Source organism: Carboxylicivirga agarovorans, assembly GCF_050589845.1.
Lineage (GTDB): Bacteria > Bacteroidota > Bacteroidia > Bacteroidales > Marinilabiliaceae > Carboxylicivirga > Carboxylicivirga agarovorans.
The window spans coordinates 468,784-486,329 of record NZ_JBNGPA010000002.1; the positions used below are offsets into that span (position 1 = coordinate 468,784).

Below are 17,546 nucleotides of genomic sequence, written 5' to 3' on the forward strand. Positions count from 1 at the left end.
TAAATTCAAATCTTAGATGAAAAGATCAGTGTTTGGCAAGAATAAGAAGTTAATAGTTATGCTTCTTTTTTGTTTAATTAATATTCCTATAATAGCTCAGAATGGCTATATATCAGGTAAAGTGACAGATTCAGGGGGCGAAGCAATACCTGGTGCAACAATTTTGTTGAAAGGAACAGTTCAAGGTACCATATCAGACATTGATGGCAACTATTCAATAAAAGCGAGTTCTGCACAAACTCTTGTTTTCTCTTTTATAGGTATGAAAAGTCAAGAAATTATGATTGGCAACCAAAAAGTAATAGATGTTGTATTGCTTGCAGATGCCATTGGTCTTGAGGATGTTGTTGTTGTGGGGTATGGTATTCAAAAGAAAGAAAGTGTCGTTGGTGCTATTGCTCAGGTCAAAGGTGATGATTTGATGCAAGCCGGTGGAGTTACAAATGTTGGGGAGGCGCTTCAAGGACGTTTACCAGGAGTAACAACACTATCTACCAGTGGTATGCCTGGAGAGGGTGATCCACAGATATTCATTAGAGGTCAAAGTTCCTGGAATGGAGGAGGGCAACCTCTTATTCTTGTGGATGGTATTGAGCGCCCTATGAGCGACATTGACATGAATGAAATAGAGCAGATGTCGGTACTAAAGGATGCTTCCGCTACAGCGGTATTTGGTGTAAAGGGTGCAAATGGTGTAATTATGATTACCACTAAGCGAGGGCAAACAGGTAAAGCAACACTTTCCCTTTCGGCCAATGCTACCACAAAGTTTTACTCTAAACTCCCCCAAAAGATGGATTCCTTTGACGGTATAAATATAGCCAATGAAGCCATTACGCGGGAGTTGGCCATGGAACCCACCTCCTGGAACGATATTGTTCCTTATGAAATCTTAACAAAATATCGTAGCCCATCATCAGTAGAGGAGGGTTATATGTATCCCAATGTTGATTGGGAGGATGTTGTATTGAAAGATTATGCGATGGATTATCGGGTTAACCTTACTGTAAGAGGGGGGTCGGATTTTGCCAAGTATTTTGGTAGTCTGGCCTACCAATCAGTTGGTGATTTATTCAATGCTTCGGGAAATCCCAATGGTAAAGGTTATGTGCCTGAGAATACCTATGACCGCTTTAACTACCGTAGTAACCTGGATTTTGAAATTAGCAAAACGACCAAGTTTTCAGTTAACCTTTCTGGTTTTCTTGCTTTTCAGCAAAAAACTTCCGGTGACTGGCATAGAATACTTTCCAGTATTTACATTCTACCCCCTTCTATTTATACACCTGTTTATCCTGATGGGTACTATGGAAGGACTGAGGCTGATACATGGATACACAAGAATCCTGTGGTGTTAATGAGCTCATCTGGTTACCAAAAGAATACTAAATTCCAGATGAATACCGATTTTGTGTTGGACCAAAAGCTGGATTTTATAACAAGAGGTTTAAGTTTTAAAGGTCGCTTATCTTATGATAATAGCATGATAAGTGTGCAAAACTTGCATGATGGATATGATAATGTCATATACAGATACTATGACAGCAATGGAAATGAAGTTATACATACGAAGCCTGGTATTAACGATTTTGACTTTGTCGTTAATCCATGGACTCTCAGTGCTTCTAATGTAAATAGTCATAGTCGATTGCGAAGGCTTAATTATGAGCTATATTTAAATTACAACCGCACTTTTTCTGAAGTACATAATACCACTGCATTATTCTTATTTAAACGGGAAGAATTTGCTGTAGGAGGCATGTTTCCCCGGTTTCGTGAAGATTGGGTAGGGCGTGTTACCTACAATTATGATACACGTTATTTTCTGGATGTCAATGGTGCTTATAATGGTTCTGAAAAATTTGGATCAGAATATCGCTTTGAGTTATTTCCATCGGCAGCATTAGGCTGGATGGTTTCAAATGAATCTTTTATGAGCGGATTTGAATGGCTTGACAAGTTAAAGATAAAAGGTTCTTATGGACTTGTGGGTGATGATAATTTTGCGGGGCGTTGGAAATACATGACACAATGGGCAAGTGGAGGCTATGCTTACTTGCAATCAAATGATGTACAGGGGCAATCGCCATATCTATGGTACAGAGAGGACGTGGTGGGTAATCCTGATCTGCATTGGGAAACGGCTGTGAAATCTAATATTGGTTTTGAAGTCTCTGTATTCAGAAATATGTTCTCGATAGATTTTGATTATTTTATGGAAGATCGCGACGACATCCTTATTCCTGGTGGTGCACGGGCTATTCCTGATTTATTTGGTTCCAGATCACGACCTGATGCCAACAGTGGTTCTGTTGAGGTACGTGGTTATGAACTGTTACTTGGTTTCAATCATCGATTTAATAATGACCTGAATCTTTGGGCAGATTTTAATTATACTGATGCCAGAGATGAGGTTACCTTCGGTGATGACCCCATGCTCAAACCAGCTTACCAGAAGGCAGAAGGCTATCCAATTGGGCAGTCCAGATCAGCTATTCCTGGAGATATTATGCGCAGTTGGGACGATGTTTATATGTCCACTCCGCTCAACCTTTATCAGGAAGCCCGCCGGCCTGGGTATTATGACTTGGCGGATTATAACAGTGACGGTAACTATGACGATTACTACGATATTGTTCCTTTTGGCTACCCTATTCGTCCACAAAAAACATGGTCGCTTACAGCAGGTGTAGGTTATAAAGGGTTTAACCTAATGGCGCAGTTCTATGGGGCACAAAATGCCACACGACTGTATGAAACTCTTACATTCGAGGCAAAGATGCCGGTGTATTTTGAGCACATGAAGGACTACTGGTCAGTAGATAACCCGGATGCTGAATATGCGCTAGAGCCATGGTCTTTAAACTCCGGCCCTGGCAACGACCCCCGTTCTTATTACTATGATGCTTCACTTGTACGATTAAAGACATTGGAGTTATCCTATGACGTTCCGAAAAGTTTCAGTAAGAAAATTGGGCTGGATGCACTTCGTCTTTTTGTTAACGGGAATAACCTTTTTCTGTGGACTAAGTTACCTGATGACAGAGAATATAACCAAGATGATAACAATGTTCAATACAGCTATAAGGTAGGACAATACCCTACTATGAAAAGAATCAATTTTGGATTAAATGTCACATTTTAAAAAGAATCAATAATACGAGATATAATCCACGAATGTAAAAATAAAGAAATGAAAATAAATATAATAAAATCAATGTTTTTACTAGTGCTTTTTTCACTCTCCTCGTGTGAGGATTATCTGGATAAAGCACCTGAGTCTAATTTAACTGTGGACGAAGTATTTAAAGATTTTGACCATGCCCAGGGATTTGTTGAGGAGATGTATGCCATGCTTGTTTACAAGGCCAATTGTGGTGGTAAGTTGGACTTCTTACATGGCGATGATGGTTGGATGAATGAGTGGTGGTATCAAAGTCGTCAGTTTGATAATGGACGATTAAGTACCTGTTGGGCTACAAGTGTCGGTTTTTTCTTTAATGGATGGAACTCTGCTAATAATTTTGATACAACTCATAGGCCTGGTGTTTGGGATGGCAGCCTTATGGGTATTCGTAAGGCCAATCTCGTTATTGAAAATATTGATAAAATGGTGGATGCCACCATTGAAGAACGCAGTGTACTTTTGGGGCAAGCCTATTTCTTCAGGGCATTATTCCATTTTGAGATCATGCAATACTGGGGGCGTTTCCCATACATCGACAAGGTGTTAACCGATGATTACAATCTGGTTCGCCCAGATACATACAAAGAAACAGCCTTAAAAGTAGATGAAGATTTTCAACGGGCGGCAGACCTTTTACCAATAGATTGGGATAATGAACCGTTTGGACAAAAAACCCTTGGCGATAATAAAGGCAGGGCAACCAAGGGAGCAGCATATGCCTTTAAGGGAAAGAACTTGTTAGTGGCTGCCAGTCCATTAATGAAAGGAACTACCAACACATACGATTATGATAAGGAATTGTGTGAAGAGGCTGTTAAGGCTTTTGCAGAGGTGCTGAAGTTGGACGAACAAGGAGTTTATGACCTGGTGCCTTTTGATAGGTATGAAGAGGTGTTTTGGAAAGTCCCTACTGCACGTAGCTTACCAGGTAGTACAGAGTCAATTTTTATCAATTCAGGAGGTAATTTTTGGGCTGTTTCAGTCAATTTAGCTGCTACTCTGGCAGATGCACAATACACCAGTAATAGTAATTGTATTAGTCCTACACATAACTTCATCCATAACAATTTTGGAATGGCTAACGGTCTTTCTATTAAAGATGATTTAAGTGGTGAGCATGGTGTCCCAACCTACAATAATAGCAAGCCTTTTGAGGGTAGGGATCCCAGGTTCTACAAATGGATTATCATTGATGGTGATAAACTTTCAGATAAAACGCTAACAGGAGCAGATGCAAAACATATGTATGCCCAGCTCTATAATGGAGGTACACACCGTACCTATTCAGGTTCTCATACCGGTTATCTCTTTAAGAAATACTTCCCAACGTATGCCACTAAATGGGATGCCAACAGGTTTGCTGAATCAACCCCAATGTGGATTAAAATGAGGCTCACCGATGTTTATTTAATGTATGCTGAGGCATTGCTTGCAGCGAGAGAAAGTCCGGTAGTACAGTCGGGCGTTACAGGTTTAAGTAATGACCTCTCTGCTTTAGATGTCATTAACATGATGCGCGACAGGGCATGGGAATCTCAAGATGTACCTGCAGTTCCCAACTCTATTGTCGCCGATTACCAAAAGTTTATGGATGAACTGAGGAGGGAGCGTAGTGTAGAGATGTGCTTTGAAATACATCGATGGTTAGATATTCGTCGATGGGTAATTGCTCATCTTCCGGAACAGAGAATTAAAACGGCCCTGGATTTTGATAAAGATCATACCATTTTCACTGAGAGTGTTCTTAAGGATAGGGTTTGTGAATATCCACAACATTATTGGTTGCCATTTTCGCCCGATCAGACACAAATGTATGAAGGTTTCCCTCAAAATCCTGGATGGTAATACCATTAGTTTTAATTTTTTAAAAAATCAAAAATGAAGAATAAAATATTATATAAACTTATTTTGATAGGATGTGTCGCTATTTTTAGTTTCGCCGATAGCACAATCGCACAAAATAAAGCTAATAGTATTACTGTTTCATCAATAATTGTGGATGAGGAGGATGAACCTATCAATGGAGTTAAGATTTATGCACCCAAGGGCAAATCGGCTATATCAGACCTCGATGGAAAGTTTCAAATAGAAGTACCAGCTAATGTTATCCTAAACATAGAGAAAGAAGGTTTTGACTCCAAATTGATAGTTGCTTCCTTTTTACCCTCAAAACTGGTATTAAATGCCTCTTTATTTATGGCCTCGGAAGGAGATGAGTTGAAGTTGGGGGTGTCAAATACCACCAGAAGAGCTATGGTGGGCGCAACTTCTGTTGTAGATGTTGATAAGCGTATTGTGTATGACAATACCCAATGGGTGAGAGACTATATTGAAGGCTTAGCGTTGGGAGTAAAAGGTTCTGCTAACATTAGAGGATTGGGTGCGGCCCTTTTTGTTATTGATGGAATTATAGGGCGCGATCCTAATATGTTGAACCTGGAAGAGGTTGAGCAGATAACTGTACTCAAAGATGCGAATGCGGTGGCATTATATGGGAGTCGGGCCAAGAATGGAGTGATAGTGATTAATACCAAGCGAGGTAAAGTGAATAGTAAAAGTGCAAAGGTTAATGTCAGATACGCTGCCAGAACGCCTATATCAACACCTAATTATCTTAATTCAGCCGACTATATGGACATGTACAATGAAGCTTGGGCGAATGATGGTAATGAACTACCCTATTATGAGGCTGATGAAATTGCCAACTATAGAAGTGGCAGTAATCCATACCGTTATCCTGATGTTGACCTGTACTCAGATGAGTATCTACGCTCTTTTGCCAATACGGCTAATATTACTTCTGAGTTTTCAGGAGGTAATGATAAAGCTCAATACTATGTAAATATGGGTTGGAGTTATGAACAGTCTATGGTCAACTTAAATCCAGAAGCCAATCGTGGAGCAAACCGCTTTAATGTAAGAGGTAATATGGATTTTAAGGTTAATAAATTTATTAAAAGTAGTATTGATGCAGTAGCAATTATTAACTCGAATAAATCATCTTCAACCAATGTGCTGGATCAGGCCGGTACCTTAAAGCCTAACGCTTACACGCCGTTATTGCCTATTTCAATGATTGATGTTGAAGGTAATCCAGTTTTGGCCAATCAGCTTGAAGCAGCCGAAAAATATGATGGTATGATTCTCGGTACTTCCCAGGTTTATCAGGGGAATGCTCCAATAGCAGATGCCATTGCCGGTGGTCGTAATAATGTGATGTATCGTTACTCTCAATTTAATAATGCCATCGATTTTGATTTGAGTATGCTAACAGATGGCCTGTCGGCTAAAACATATCTAAGCTTTGATTTTTATGATTCTTATAATCTGTTTATGAGAAATAAATACAGGGTTTATGAACCCACCTGGGTAGATAACTCTATTGTAGCTTTGACGGCTTACGGTGAGCCTGATCAAAAAGATCTGACAGAGAATGTGTCAAGAGGAACCTTTACAAGTAGATTAGGCTTTTATGGTTTATTAAACTATGATAAAACAATAGCAACTGATCATCATATTAACGCAAGTATACTAGGGTATACGAGTTCTATTTCGACGGATGGAAAAGTACAAACTGATAGAGACTCACATTTAGGCGTTCAGTTTTCGTATAATTTTAAAGATAAACTATACGCTGATTTCAGTGGTGCTTATTTGTATTCTATTAAATTACCCGAAGGCAATCGTACTGGCTTTTCTCCAACAGGAGGTTTAGCATACGTAATAAGTGAAGAGGGTTTTATGGATGGCCTCGGTTTCATTGATTATCTAAAGCTAAAGGCAACAGCCGGGCTTACAAAATCTGACATGGGGATTGGTTCATATTATATGTATGCTGAGACTTACGCAAATGACGGGGGCTTTGCCTGGGATGATGGCGCCTCATCAAACGTACGTCAAAAGATAGCTCGCATAGCGAACAATACAATGACTTTTGAAGAACGATTGGATATCAACCTTGGATTTGAAAGTTATCTTTTCAACTCTTTGTGGCTGGAGTTTAATTATTTTAATACAAAGATGAGCAATTTGCTTACTTTCCTTAATACGGAATATCCCTCGTACTATAATGAATTAAGGCCTTACACTAATTATAATGAGAATACATATAATGGATTTGAAATTGGGGCAGAATATAAAAAGACTTTTGGTGATTTTGATATCCTCATGGGAGGTAATGTAATGTATAGTGAAGTGCTTGCCACAAAACGCGATGAAATAAACCAATTTGACTATCAGAATATTGAAGGGGAAGCTGCTAATCGCCTATTTGCTCTTAGTGCAGATGGTTTTTATTCCGAAAATGATTTTACCATAGATGATAATGGGAATTATATCTTAAATGCAGGATTACCTGTGCCAGCTTACGGTTCTGTTAGGCCTGGCGATATTAAATATGTGAATCAAAACGATGATGAAATAATTGATGATAACGACCGGACACAGGTTGGTTTGTCAGGTAACCCTTGGACATATGGCTTAAATTTAAAAGTAAGCTATAAGGGATTTAGCTTGTATGCATTAGGAACAGGTCAATCTGGTGGTGAAGCCATTAAATCGGGTAACTACTATTGGGTTGATGGTAATGATAAGTACTCTGATGTTGTATTAGGGCGCTGGACACCAGAAACAGCCGGAATGGCCACATATCCTCGATTAACAGCCGGAACGGATAATCATAACTACAGACCATCAACTTTTTGGATGTACAACAATAGTTACTTCGATATAAGGCGTTTACAGCTTACTTATGAATTCAGCAAAGATATCTGTGAAAAATTAAAAATGAATAATATAAGTGTGAATCTGTCTGCTGCTAATTTATTGAGAATAGGAGAAAGTAAAGATATTCAGCAATTGAATACCTCAGGAATTCCTCAACTCAGAGCATTCACTCTTGGTTTGAGAACGACATTCTAATTCAACTTACTTCATAATTATAAACAGATGAAAAATATCATTAAATATATATCGATTATTATGGTTCTGACCGGCGTTTTCTCATGTGAGGATATGTTTGAGCCCATCGACCAAAACCTCATTACAAGTGATTATATCAACTCTGACCCGGCGTCAGCAGAAGGAATACTGCTTCAAGGCTATAAAAATTTTTATCACCAATTTGGGTTTTCAGAAGCAGCGACTGATGATGCAGTCAACAATCAACTAAATCATGCTTATAGTCGAATGGCTTCAGGTCAAATGTCAGCACAATTCTTTCCTCTCTCTCGTTGGGGAAATTATCAACCTGTCATTTACGTCAATGAGTTTATTGAAATTTTGGATAAAGGCGAAATACAATGGAGAGAAGACCATGAGATCGATTCCCTTTTCTACAGGCGCTTAAGGGGTGAAGCTTTGGCACTAAGAGCAATACACCATATGTATATCCTGCAAGCACATGCGGGCGAAGTAGGAGGAGAGTTGATGGGGGTACCCTATGTAACAGAAGCCATTGATCCTCAAAGTGAATTTGATTTAGTCCGTTTGAGCTTTAAAGCAACCATAGATTCTATAAGTAGCGATTTTGATAAATCACTTGAATTATTGCCATTTAAATACTCTAATAGTAATGCTTATCAGCCGGACGACTCTACCATTGATTTCGATAAATGGAAAATTGTAATGGGGGAGCAATATAATCTCAGAATGTCTGGAGAAATTGTAAGGGCGCTGCAAGCTCGTTTGGCCCTTTTTGCAGCCAGTCCATCGTTTTTAGATGGCGCCGGCGACTATTATCAAAAGGCTGCAGATATTGCTGGTGAATTTGTTTTTGATGCTTTTGGTCTGGCCATACCTGATGGTCATCTTTTTTATAATGAGGATTCAGATAAGGATTCAAAGGAACTAGTATGGCGAGGTTCCATAGAGGGAGAGAGTGCTCATCAGGAACAGAATCATTTTCCCCCTTCGGCGAATGGAAATGGGCAAGTAAATCCTACTCAGAATCTGATAGATGCCTTCCCAATGGCAGATGGGTATCCGATAGATAATCCATCGGGTAAATACACTTATGACCCTCAAAATCCGTTTGTTAATAGAGACCCACGTTTAGCACACTATATTGTTACTGATGGTTCTTCTATAGGGGGTAAAGTCATCCATACAGGAGTGGGGGGTGGCATCGATCGGCTGGATTCAATTTCCGGAAAATCTACCAGAACGGGCTATTACCTAAGAAAACTACTTCATCCTGATGTACGTATCAATGATGATGGATCGGTAGTAGGTCAAAGACACATTATTGTGTACATGAGAATGACCGAACTATTTTTGATTTTTGCTGAAGCTGCTAATGAAATAGGAGGACCTGATCATCAAATAGATCTTGGGCATGGCGCTCTTTTCTCAGCTAAACAAGCCATTGCTTCTGTTCGTAAAAGATCAGGCATCGAGCAACCTGATAGGTACTTGTCGAGTATTGATTCAAAAGAAGAAATGCGAAAGCTAATTCAAAATGAGCGCCGTCTGGAACTCTGTTTCGAAGGTTTTAGGTTTTTTGATCTCCGTCGTTGGGGCCTACCCTTAAATGTAGTACCTAAAGGTTATTTTTTTGATGGAAACCAGTATGTAGAGGTGGATAATGTAGAGGAGCGAAATTATCCTCAACATGCCACATATAATCCAATACCATACAGTGAGGTGTTAAAGTTTTCTGCTCTTGAGCAAAACACAGGTTGGTAGTAAGGTATAGGTAATTAATGATTTAAATAAAAGATGACAAAATATGAGAACGAGACTATTAATGCTAGTTGCACTTGCTTTAGGTTTTATAGCTTGCGAAAATCAGGATATTGAGTTTGATGATTATCATTTAAATTCAGTTTATTTTCCATTTCAACGTCCTGCACGTACACTCATTCTTGGGAATTATGACTTAGCCTTTAATGACAATGATAACGCTCATCGTTTCGAGATTGGCGTTACCATGTCAGGCGTATATGAAAATAAAACAGACCGGATTGTTCATTTTGAACTTGACAATAGTTTGATGGCAAATATTACAAATGTTATGCCCTTGCCATCTCATTATTATACCATCGAAACACAAAGCCCTGTAGTGATACCAGCAGGCGATTTTAAAGGCAGAATTACCGTGCAGCTAACGGATGCTTTTTTTGATGATCCTCTGTCTTTTGCAAATCTCAACCTGGTAAATTATGCCATTCCTTTGAGAATTACTAAAGCCGAAAATATTGATAGTGTATTAAGTGGAGTTCCTGCTGTTGAAAATCCAATTAAAGTAAATGATCATGATTGGTCAGTTTTACCTATGGACTACACCTTGTATGGTATAAAGTTTATCAATAAATACCATGCTGTATACCTTCGAAGAGGTGTCGATATCTCAACAAACGCTAATGATGAGACAGTCAGGAGCGTCTATCATAACGACTATGTGGAACGCGATGAAGAGGTAAGTATTAGCACTACCGGTAACAAAACCGTTAAGTATTCAAATCATGTTCGCAGAGGTGACTTAGCAAGTCCAGGAAAGGTCAATTTAGAACTTACTTTTGGAGACGATGATAACTGCATTGTCAATAGTAATGAAGGCGATACATATAATGTAACCGGGACAGGTAAGTTTGTCGAAAATGGTGACTCGTGGGGAGGTAAGGCGCGTGATGTGATTCACCTGGAGTACTCTTATACAGATGCCGCCAATGGGGAAAGTCATCAGGTGTATGACACCTTGGTGGTTAGAAATAGAAATGTTGTATTTGAAGAATTCTCTGTTAAACTTCAATAGATTTTAGATAGATGAAATATAGAAATACGCATGTCTTACTTGTTTTATGTATTGCCTTTTTTCTATTGGCGTGCAAGAAGAAACAAACCATGACCAATAAGCCAGATGGTGAACCTACAGCAAAGAAGGAATTCGTAACAGAACATCTGCCTTTGGTATATCTTTTAGATTATATCAAAGAAGATGGCAAAACGGTGCTTAGCTGGAAGTATAACGCCCGATATAAATTTATAAAAGCGATGCATCTGTCCGATGAGTCTGGCGAAACCATTGCGGAAGTCAGTTTTCCTTCAGAATACTACTCCTTAAGTGAGGGTTTCACAGGTAAAGGTGTCGTACTGCAGGTTGAAAATACAAATGGCGAGTTTTATAAGGCCGATACAATACGTTTTGACAAAGATGAGGAGTATGCGCGTTTATTAGAAACGACGCCTACAAAACGCCTGCTTATCAACTCTAACGACACACCCTATTTTCATAAAAAAGGCGAGGCCACACCATACCCACTTTATGGGGTCAACTATGTGGGTTTGAGAGGAGGTCACTCTACCTTTGAGGCAAAAACCCTCTTTACTGAAGCCGATTACAATCCATATCATGCCGAAACACTGTTTCGTACATTAAAGCATCGAGGGTTTAATTTTGTCCGTGTGTTTATTATTGGTCGTAAAGCCGATTTACCCGGAGTGGCCGGTTTACCATCTATGAATCAGCCATACTACGAGCCCTATCTCGATAATTTTATTGATTTCGTTCAGCGTGCAAAACGATACGGCATTTATGTATTCCCAACCTTTGGTGATGGCGAATTGCCCCGTAATCAATATTACCTGAGTAAAATTTCAACAGTCAGTACTTTAGATGCCCTAATGGCACTGAGAACCAATTTTACATTTGTTGAAGAGGCAGTAGACACGAAAGAAGAATACCTATGTTCGATATTGAATTATATCAATAAGAAAGATGAGACACTGGTACATTCGATTCTGGGATTCGAATTGCAAAATGAATTTGCCTTGCACAGCCATGTACAACCATTTAAGAATACCTCAGGAGAGTATCAGGCCTATTGGGGCGAAACCTATGACTTGTCAAATACAATCTCTCGCCAGAAGCTGGCGGATGATGCTGTTATTCGGTATCAAAACCAAATGGTAAAAGCATTGAAAGCCATTGATCCGGAGTTGCTTGTTGCCGAAGGCTTCTTTGCTAAGTGGCCTGTTGGCAAAGACCCTGTATCAGCTTTGGGAATTTATCCCGACAGGTTTCCTGATGACCGCTTCCCACCGTCATTTGATGTGGTAGTGCAGTCAAATATCGACTTCATAGATATTCATCATTACCCACTAAGGGACAAAGGAACAATACAGGACATGTTTAATGCATGTATGAACTCCATGCTTGATGGTAATACCCAACTAGGCGATATTCAAGCAAAGAAGCCAATGGTTTTTGGCGAGTTTGGGGCGTTCTACGAAAACGAACCGAGCGATGACATCAATCAAACGGCAAGCAGGATGGCTGAATTAACAGAATTGGCTATTGACGCAGGATTTGCAGGCTGGTGCTACTGGACCTTTGATACATTTGAACAAAAGAGAATACTCAATATGGTAGAAAATAATAAGGAGATAATGGACGCCATTAGCCCTATAAAACACTGATGTTTTATTAAGTAGATTATAAAAATAGCAAGGTAGCAAAAGGATTTAGCTTTCATGCTCTGAAATAAAAGATAACTCTTAATTATTAATTAAATTCTTAAAATTATGAAACAATTTAACTATTTAAGTAAAATGCTGGTTTTTTTACTTCTCTTGGGAAGCACAAATGCCTTCGCAATTACTGAAGATTTTGGACCTATTGAGGGTGATTGTACGATTGAATTTGATATTGAGGCAACGGGTTGGTGGAGCGATTTGTATATCAAACCACCCGCTGATGATCCTAATTATGACACACATTTTAACACACGCATAGCCTTTCATGTGGGGATATTAAGAATTTTCAATGGAGATTACCCAGATCCAGATGGCTATGTGTCTACATGGCAATATGAAATAGGCGTAAAAACAAATATGAGGCTCCATTTTCGTTTTAATGTTGATGGCCTGGGCAGTGTTGTAACCGTTGAGGCAAAAAAAGCTACTGATAACGACTGGACTGTTGTGTTTGAAGATTTTGGACAAGCATGGGGGTATGATAAGATTGGACAAATGATGGTTGCCCCTGATAATCTGGGTATAACAAATGTTAGGGCATACGAAGGTTCTCCATTGCCACTGAGCAAAACACTATCTATTCCTGTGGCAAGAACAACTCCAACATTAGATGGAGCTAAGGATGATATTTATGATTTATGTGAGCAACAATCCATTGATAGGTGGAATACCAACACTGATCAGCCGGGCGTTATAGATGGTAATGGTGATCCTTATTCTGGATTAGGAGCTAACTACTGGATGACCTATGATGAAGATAATTTCTACGTATACGGCGAAGTACAAGACGATGAATTCGTCGATAATGATATGTTGGGAATAAGTATTGATTTAACTAACTCAAAAACATTTTATGGCGAAACCGAAGGTGGTCAAAATGCCAACCCTTGGGTATACATGGGTATTAACAAAGCCGAATATGATGCCGCTGATAAAACTGCAGGATATGCCATGTTGGATAATATTGGTCAGGTTGTTATCAATCAGGAATCAGGAACCGAGAATTGGAATTTTGAGGTGCGTATTCCGATTAATTCATTAACGACTGATCAAACAGTAATAAGCCAAATTAAAGCAGGTCATGAAATTGGTTTTGATATTGGTATTAGCAACAGATATAGTGACGCAAGAGATTTGGGATATGAACAAGTTTATCAATGGTCAGGAGCCCGAAACCTCTTTTATCAGGAATCTACCTATTTAGGTACCGCAACTTTACAAAGTTTATCCAATAAGTTTGATTTAGGACCACATACGGCAGACTGTACAGTTGAGTTTGACATTGAGCCTAAGGCTTTAACAGCTGACATGTTGTATATCAAACCACCAACAAGCGACGCTAATTACGATACATATTATAATACCCATCTGGAGTTTAAAGATGGCGAAGTAGCTCTTTTTAATGCAAACAATCCAACAGGTCTTGTTGCTGATAATTTCATTTACGAAGCAAATACAGAGTACAACTTTAGAATATCATTGATTTTTGATGGCGATAATAAATTTGTAACTGTTCAAGCCAAAGCGGCAGGTACTTCTCAATGGCTTGTATTATTTGATAAATTAGAACAGGCGTATGGCTATGCTAATATTGGACAGTTATTAGTGGAGTTCAGTTCTTTGGGTACCACCAATGTCAGATCGTTTGACGGACTTACATTACCGGTAAAAGAAGTAACTATTCCGGAAGCAAGTAGCGCTATTACATTAGATGGTATGAAAGATGCCATGTATGATGATTGTGAAAAACTAATGATGGATAGATGGAATCGAAACACAGAGCAGGGTGGTGTAGAAGACGTGAATGGAGAGCCTTATGCTGGTTTAGGAGCTGACTTCTGGATGCTTTATGATGATGCCAATCTGTATGTGTATGGCGAGGTGATGGATGATGAGTTTGTAGATCTTGATGAACTAGGTGTTAGTATTGATTTAATGAACTCACAGCAAATATATGGTCCATCTTTAGGAGCGAAAAATGATAATCCATGGGTATGCATGTTTATTAATAAAGGTAACTACTTAGCAACATTTGATAATGATTTAGGATATGCTGTGATAAGTGGATTTGCTCACCTGGTTATTAAACAAACGTTTGGTAGCAATAATTGGAGTTTCGAATTACGTATTCCATTTGCATCATTAACCACTAATCAAAGTATTTTAGACCAGCTAGTAGCAGGTCATGAGATAGGTTTTGATATTGGACGTAAGAATAGATATGATACCGACGGCATGGACAAATTTAATGAGCACTGGTATCAGTGGTCAGGAACACGTAACATGTTCTGGAATGAATCTGTTAACCTTGGAACAGTGACCTTAAAGTCTACAGCTACAGCAATTGAGGGAGCAGAAGTTCAAAATGACATTTCGCTTTATCCTAATCCAGTTGATGATGTCTTAAATATTTCATCTGGCGCTAATATCGAATCAGCAGCCATTTATTCAATAAGCGGGCAGCTGGTAAAGACCGTATTATTATCCGGAACCAACGTGGCATCTGTAAATGTAGCAGATTTGCATAAAGGTGTATACATTATACAGGTTAATAGTAATAACGGACAGCATACAAAACGATTTGTTAAAAAGTAATTTGTTATTAACCTGATCAATTCATGAATTATTCAGGTATAGAGTTAGGGTTTCACATTATGTGAGACCCTGATTTATAAAATGAATAAAATGAATAAAGCTCAATTATTAAACTCAATTCTTTTACTCGTACTTCTAAGCTTTAGTAGTAATAGTATAAAAGCTCAATCTATAGCGCAAGGTAATCAACCAAATGTACTAATTATATATGCCGATGATTTAGGTTATGGAGATATTGGTTGCTACGGTGCAACAAAACTACAAACTCCCAATATTGACCGACTGGCCAGCGAAGGAGTTAGGTTCATGAATGCTTATTCGCCTTCCTCTACTTGTTCTCAATCACGGTATGGTCTGCTTTCAGGGCGCTATTGGTGGCACAGTAAGTTACATCCTCCCAAAGGAGTTGTTGCACCTGCTGGTCCCAATGTATTGCTGGAGGAAGGTATCACTTCAATGCCAGAAGTATTCAGAGAAAATGGCTACCAGACAGCCGGTTTTGGAAAATGGCATCTTGGTTTTGGTACAGGCAACTTTCACACCGACAGGTATGACTGGAATCAATCAGAATTGATAGGAGGCCCTCTAGAAGTAGGGTTTGATTACTATTTTGGGATAGCGGCTAATGTCTCAAATGAGCCATCTGTTTATTTTGAGAACCGTGACTTTGTGGGACGTGAAGAGGGCGATCAATTTATCATTGATGGAGACTATGCAACAGCGTGGAGCCAGAATGTTGTTTACAAAGAGAACGAAGTGGCTGGTGCAGTAACGGATAAAACAGTGGCGTATATTAAAAATGCAGAAACAGACAAACCTCTTTTTCTCTACTATTCATCGGTTATCCCTCATAAGCCTATTACGCCAGCCGACGAATATATAGGCACCAGCGATTGTGGTCTTTATGGTGATTTTATTCATGAATTGGACGCTCAGGTTGGAATGCTGATAACTGCACTTGAAGAGACAGGACGCTTAGGCAATACGCTTATTATCTTCACAAGTGATAATGGAGCAGTAATGGCAACGAGCGAAGAGTTTGCAGACCAATGGAATTTACACCCTATGTGGGAAGCTTATGATGCTGGTCACCGAAGTAACGGCATATTAAGAGCAGGAAAACATGCTGTTTACGAAGGAGGAAACCGCATACCATTTATTGTCAAATGGCCGAATAATGTGCCAAGCGGAGAAATATCTGGCGAACTATTTAGTCTGACAGATGTATTTCCATCCCTTTGTGGATTATTAGATATGACTTACCCGGAAGGGAATGGTACAGATGGTCTTGAACAATCGGCACTTTTCTTATCAGCAGCTGCTGAGGGGTTTAGAGAGTCTATGCCATCAAAAACCTCTAACGCCATCGCTGCTATCCGTCATGGAAAGTGGAAAATGGTGGAGCACGATCCAAACAATAATACACCCAGACAATCAGAAAATACCGATCAGCTTTATGATTTGGAAAACGACCCATCCGAGCAAAACAACATTTTCGATAATCATCCTGACGTAGTAGCAAATATAAAAACACATCTTGATTTATTAATGGAGAGTGAAACTGTTAATACTGATATTACAGAAGATATTGGTCCTTATACATCCAATTGTACTATCGAGTTTGACATTACACCACATGCTTATTGGAGTGACCTAAGAATAAAACCACCTAAAGATGATCCCGAATATGCAGCTCGTATGAATACTTACCTTCAGTTTGGAGGAAAAGCTGGAGGAAGTGGTCAGGGAGGAACTGTAGCTATATATAATCCTGATTATAGTACATCTCCGGGAAAAATTGCAGATAATTTTGAATATAACTTAGGCACTAAATATAATTTTAGAATTACACTCTTTTTCCCTGAAAAGCTTATAACAGTTGAAGCAAAAGAACATAACACGGATGAGTGGACTGTTTTGTTTGATAAATATAAACAGGCTCACGGTTATCCCAATATAGGACAGTTAGTGGTAGCACCTAATAATTTAGGAGTGACTAATATCTCATCTTCGCCAGGGATTGCTACAAGAATTGCTTCTAATATTGTGAAGTCACTTAAGCTATTTCCTAATCCTGTGGATAGTCATCTCAATATAACTTCGGTAGCTAATATGGAGTCTGTTAAAATATATTCAGAATCTGGGCAGTTGAAGAGCAGTATGGTATTGACTGGAGAAGATGCTCTGTCTTTGAATATTGCTGATTTTAATGCAGGTATTTATTTCCTGCACATTACCACAAATGATGGAGATGCAATTAAGAAATTTATAAAGAAGTAGAGACTTTCAG

The 17,546-nt window shown here is 39.0% G+C and carries 8 protein-coding genes; all 8 read left to right on the forward strand.

Features of this window, described 5'->3' with window-relative positions; genetic code table 11:
- Window positions 1-16 precede the first annotated feature (16 nt).
- Window positions 17-3,145 (forward strand): SusC/RagA family TonB-linked outer membrane protein, encoded by a 3,129-nt coding sequence (locus ACRD69_RS04055; protein ID WP_430813783.1) that lies wholly within the window; start codon window positions 17-19, stop codon window positions 3,143-3,145.
- Between the two features lie 48 nt (window positions 3,146-3,193).
- The gene (locus ACRD69_RS04060; protein ID WP_430813784.1) at window positions 3,194-5,032 is read left to right on the forward strand and encodes a RagB/SusD family nutrient uptake outer membrane protein; all 1,839 of its coding nucleotides are present in this window, start codon (window positions 3,194-3,196) and stop codon (window positions 5,030-5,032) included.
- Window positions 5,033-5,065: 33 nt separating this feature from the next.
- Window positions 5,066-8,107: a SusC/RagA family TonB-linked outer membrane protein gene (locus ACRD69_RS04065; RefSeq protein ID WP_430813785.1), complete on the forward strand. Its 3,042-nt coding sequence runs from the start codon at window positions 5,066-5,068 to the stop codon at window positions 8,105-8,107.
- A 27-nt stretch (window positions 8,108-8,134) separates the two neighbouring features.
- Window positions 8,135-9,871, forward strand: a complete 1,737-nt coding sequence (locus ACRD69_RS04070) for a RagB/SusD family nutrient uptake outer membrane protein (protein WP_430813786.1) — start codon at window positions 8,135-8,137, stop codon at window positions 9,869-9,871.
- Window positions 9,872-9,914: 43 nt separating this feature from the next.
- Entirely contained in the window at window positions 9,915-10,940 is a 1,026-nt protein-coding gene (locus ACRD69_RS04075; protein WP_430813787.1) for a DUF5627 domain-containing protein, read from the forward strand.
- A gap of 11 nt (window positions 10,941-10,951) precedes the next feature.
- The gene (locus ACRD69_RS04080) at window positions 10,952-12,604 is read left to right on the forward strand and encodes a cellulase family glycosylhydrolase (RefSeq protein WP_430813788.1); all 1,653 of its coding nucleotides are present in this window, start codon (window positions 10,952-10,954) and stop codon (window positions 12,602-12,604) included.
- A gap of 105 nt (window positions 12,605-12,709) precedes the next feature.
- Entirely contained in the window at window positions 12,710-15,256 is a 2,547-nt protein-coding gene (locus ACRD69_RS04085; RefSeq protein WP_430813789.1) for a T9SS type A sorting domain-containing protein, read from the forward strand.
- A 90-nt stretch (window positions 15,257-15,346) separates the two neighbouring features.
- Window positions 15,347-17,536, forward strand: a complete 2,190-nt coding sequence (locus ACRD69_RS04090; protein WP_430813790.1) for a sulfatase-like hydrolase/transferase — start codon at window positions 15,347-15,349, stop codon at window positions 17,534-17,536.
- The last annotated feature ends 10 nt before the right edge of the window (window positions 17,537-17,546 follow it).

What these genes read in the sequence shown, in the direction of transcription:
- ACRD69_RS04055 (WP_430813783.1), top strand. Translation starts at nt 17, where the DNA reads ATGAAAAGATCAGTGTTTGGCAAGAATAAGAAGTTAATAGTTATGCTT.
- ACRD69_RS04060 (WP_430813784.1), top strand. Translation starts at nt 3,194, where the DNA reads ATGAAAATAAATATAATAAAATCAATGTTTTTACTAGTGCTTTTTTCA.
- ACRD69_RS04065 (WP_430813785.1), top strand. Translation starts at nt 5,066, where the DNA reads ATGAAGAATAAAATATTATATAAACTTATTTTGATAGGATGTGTCGCT.
- ACRD69_RS04070 (WP_430813786.1), top strand. Translation starts at nt 8,135, where the DNA reads ATGAAAAATATCATTAAATATATATCGATTATTATGGTTCTGACCGGC.
- ACRD69_RS04075 (WP_430813787.1), top strand. Translation starts at nt 9,915, where the DNA reads ATGAGAACGAGACTATTAATGCTAGTTGCACTTGCTTTAGGTTTTATA.
- ACRD69_RS04080 (WP_430813788.1), top strand. Translation starts at nt 10,952, where the DNA reads ATGAAATATAGAAATACGCATGTCTTACTTGTTTTATGTATTGCCTTT.
- ACRD69_RS04085 (WP_430813789.1), top strand. Translation starts at nt 12,710, where the DNA reads ATGAAACAATTTAACTATTTAAGTAAAATGCTGGTTTTTTTACTTCTC.
- ACRD69_RS04090 (WP_430813790.1), top strand. Translation starts at nt 15,347, where the DNA reads ATGAATAAAGCTCAATTATTAAACTCAATTCTTTTACTCGTACTTCTA.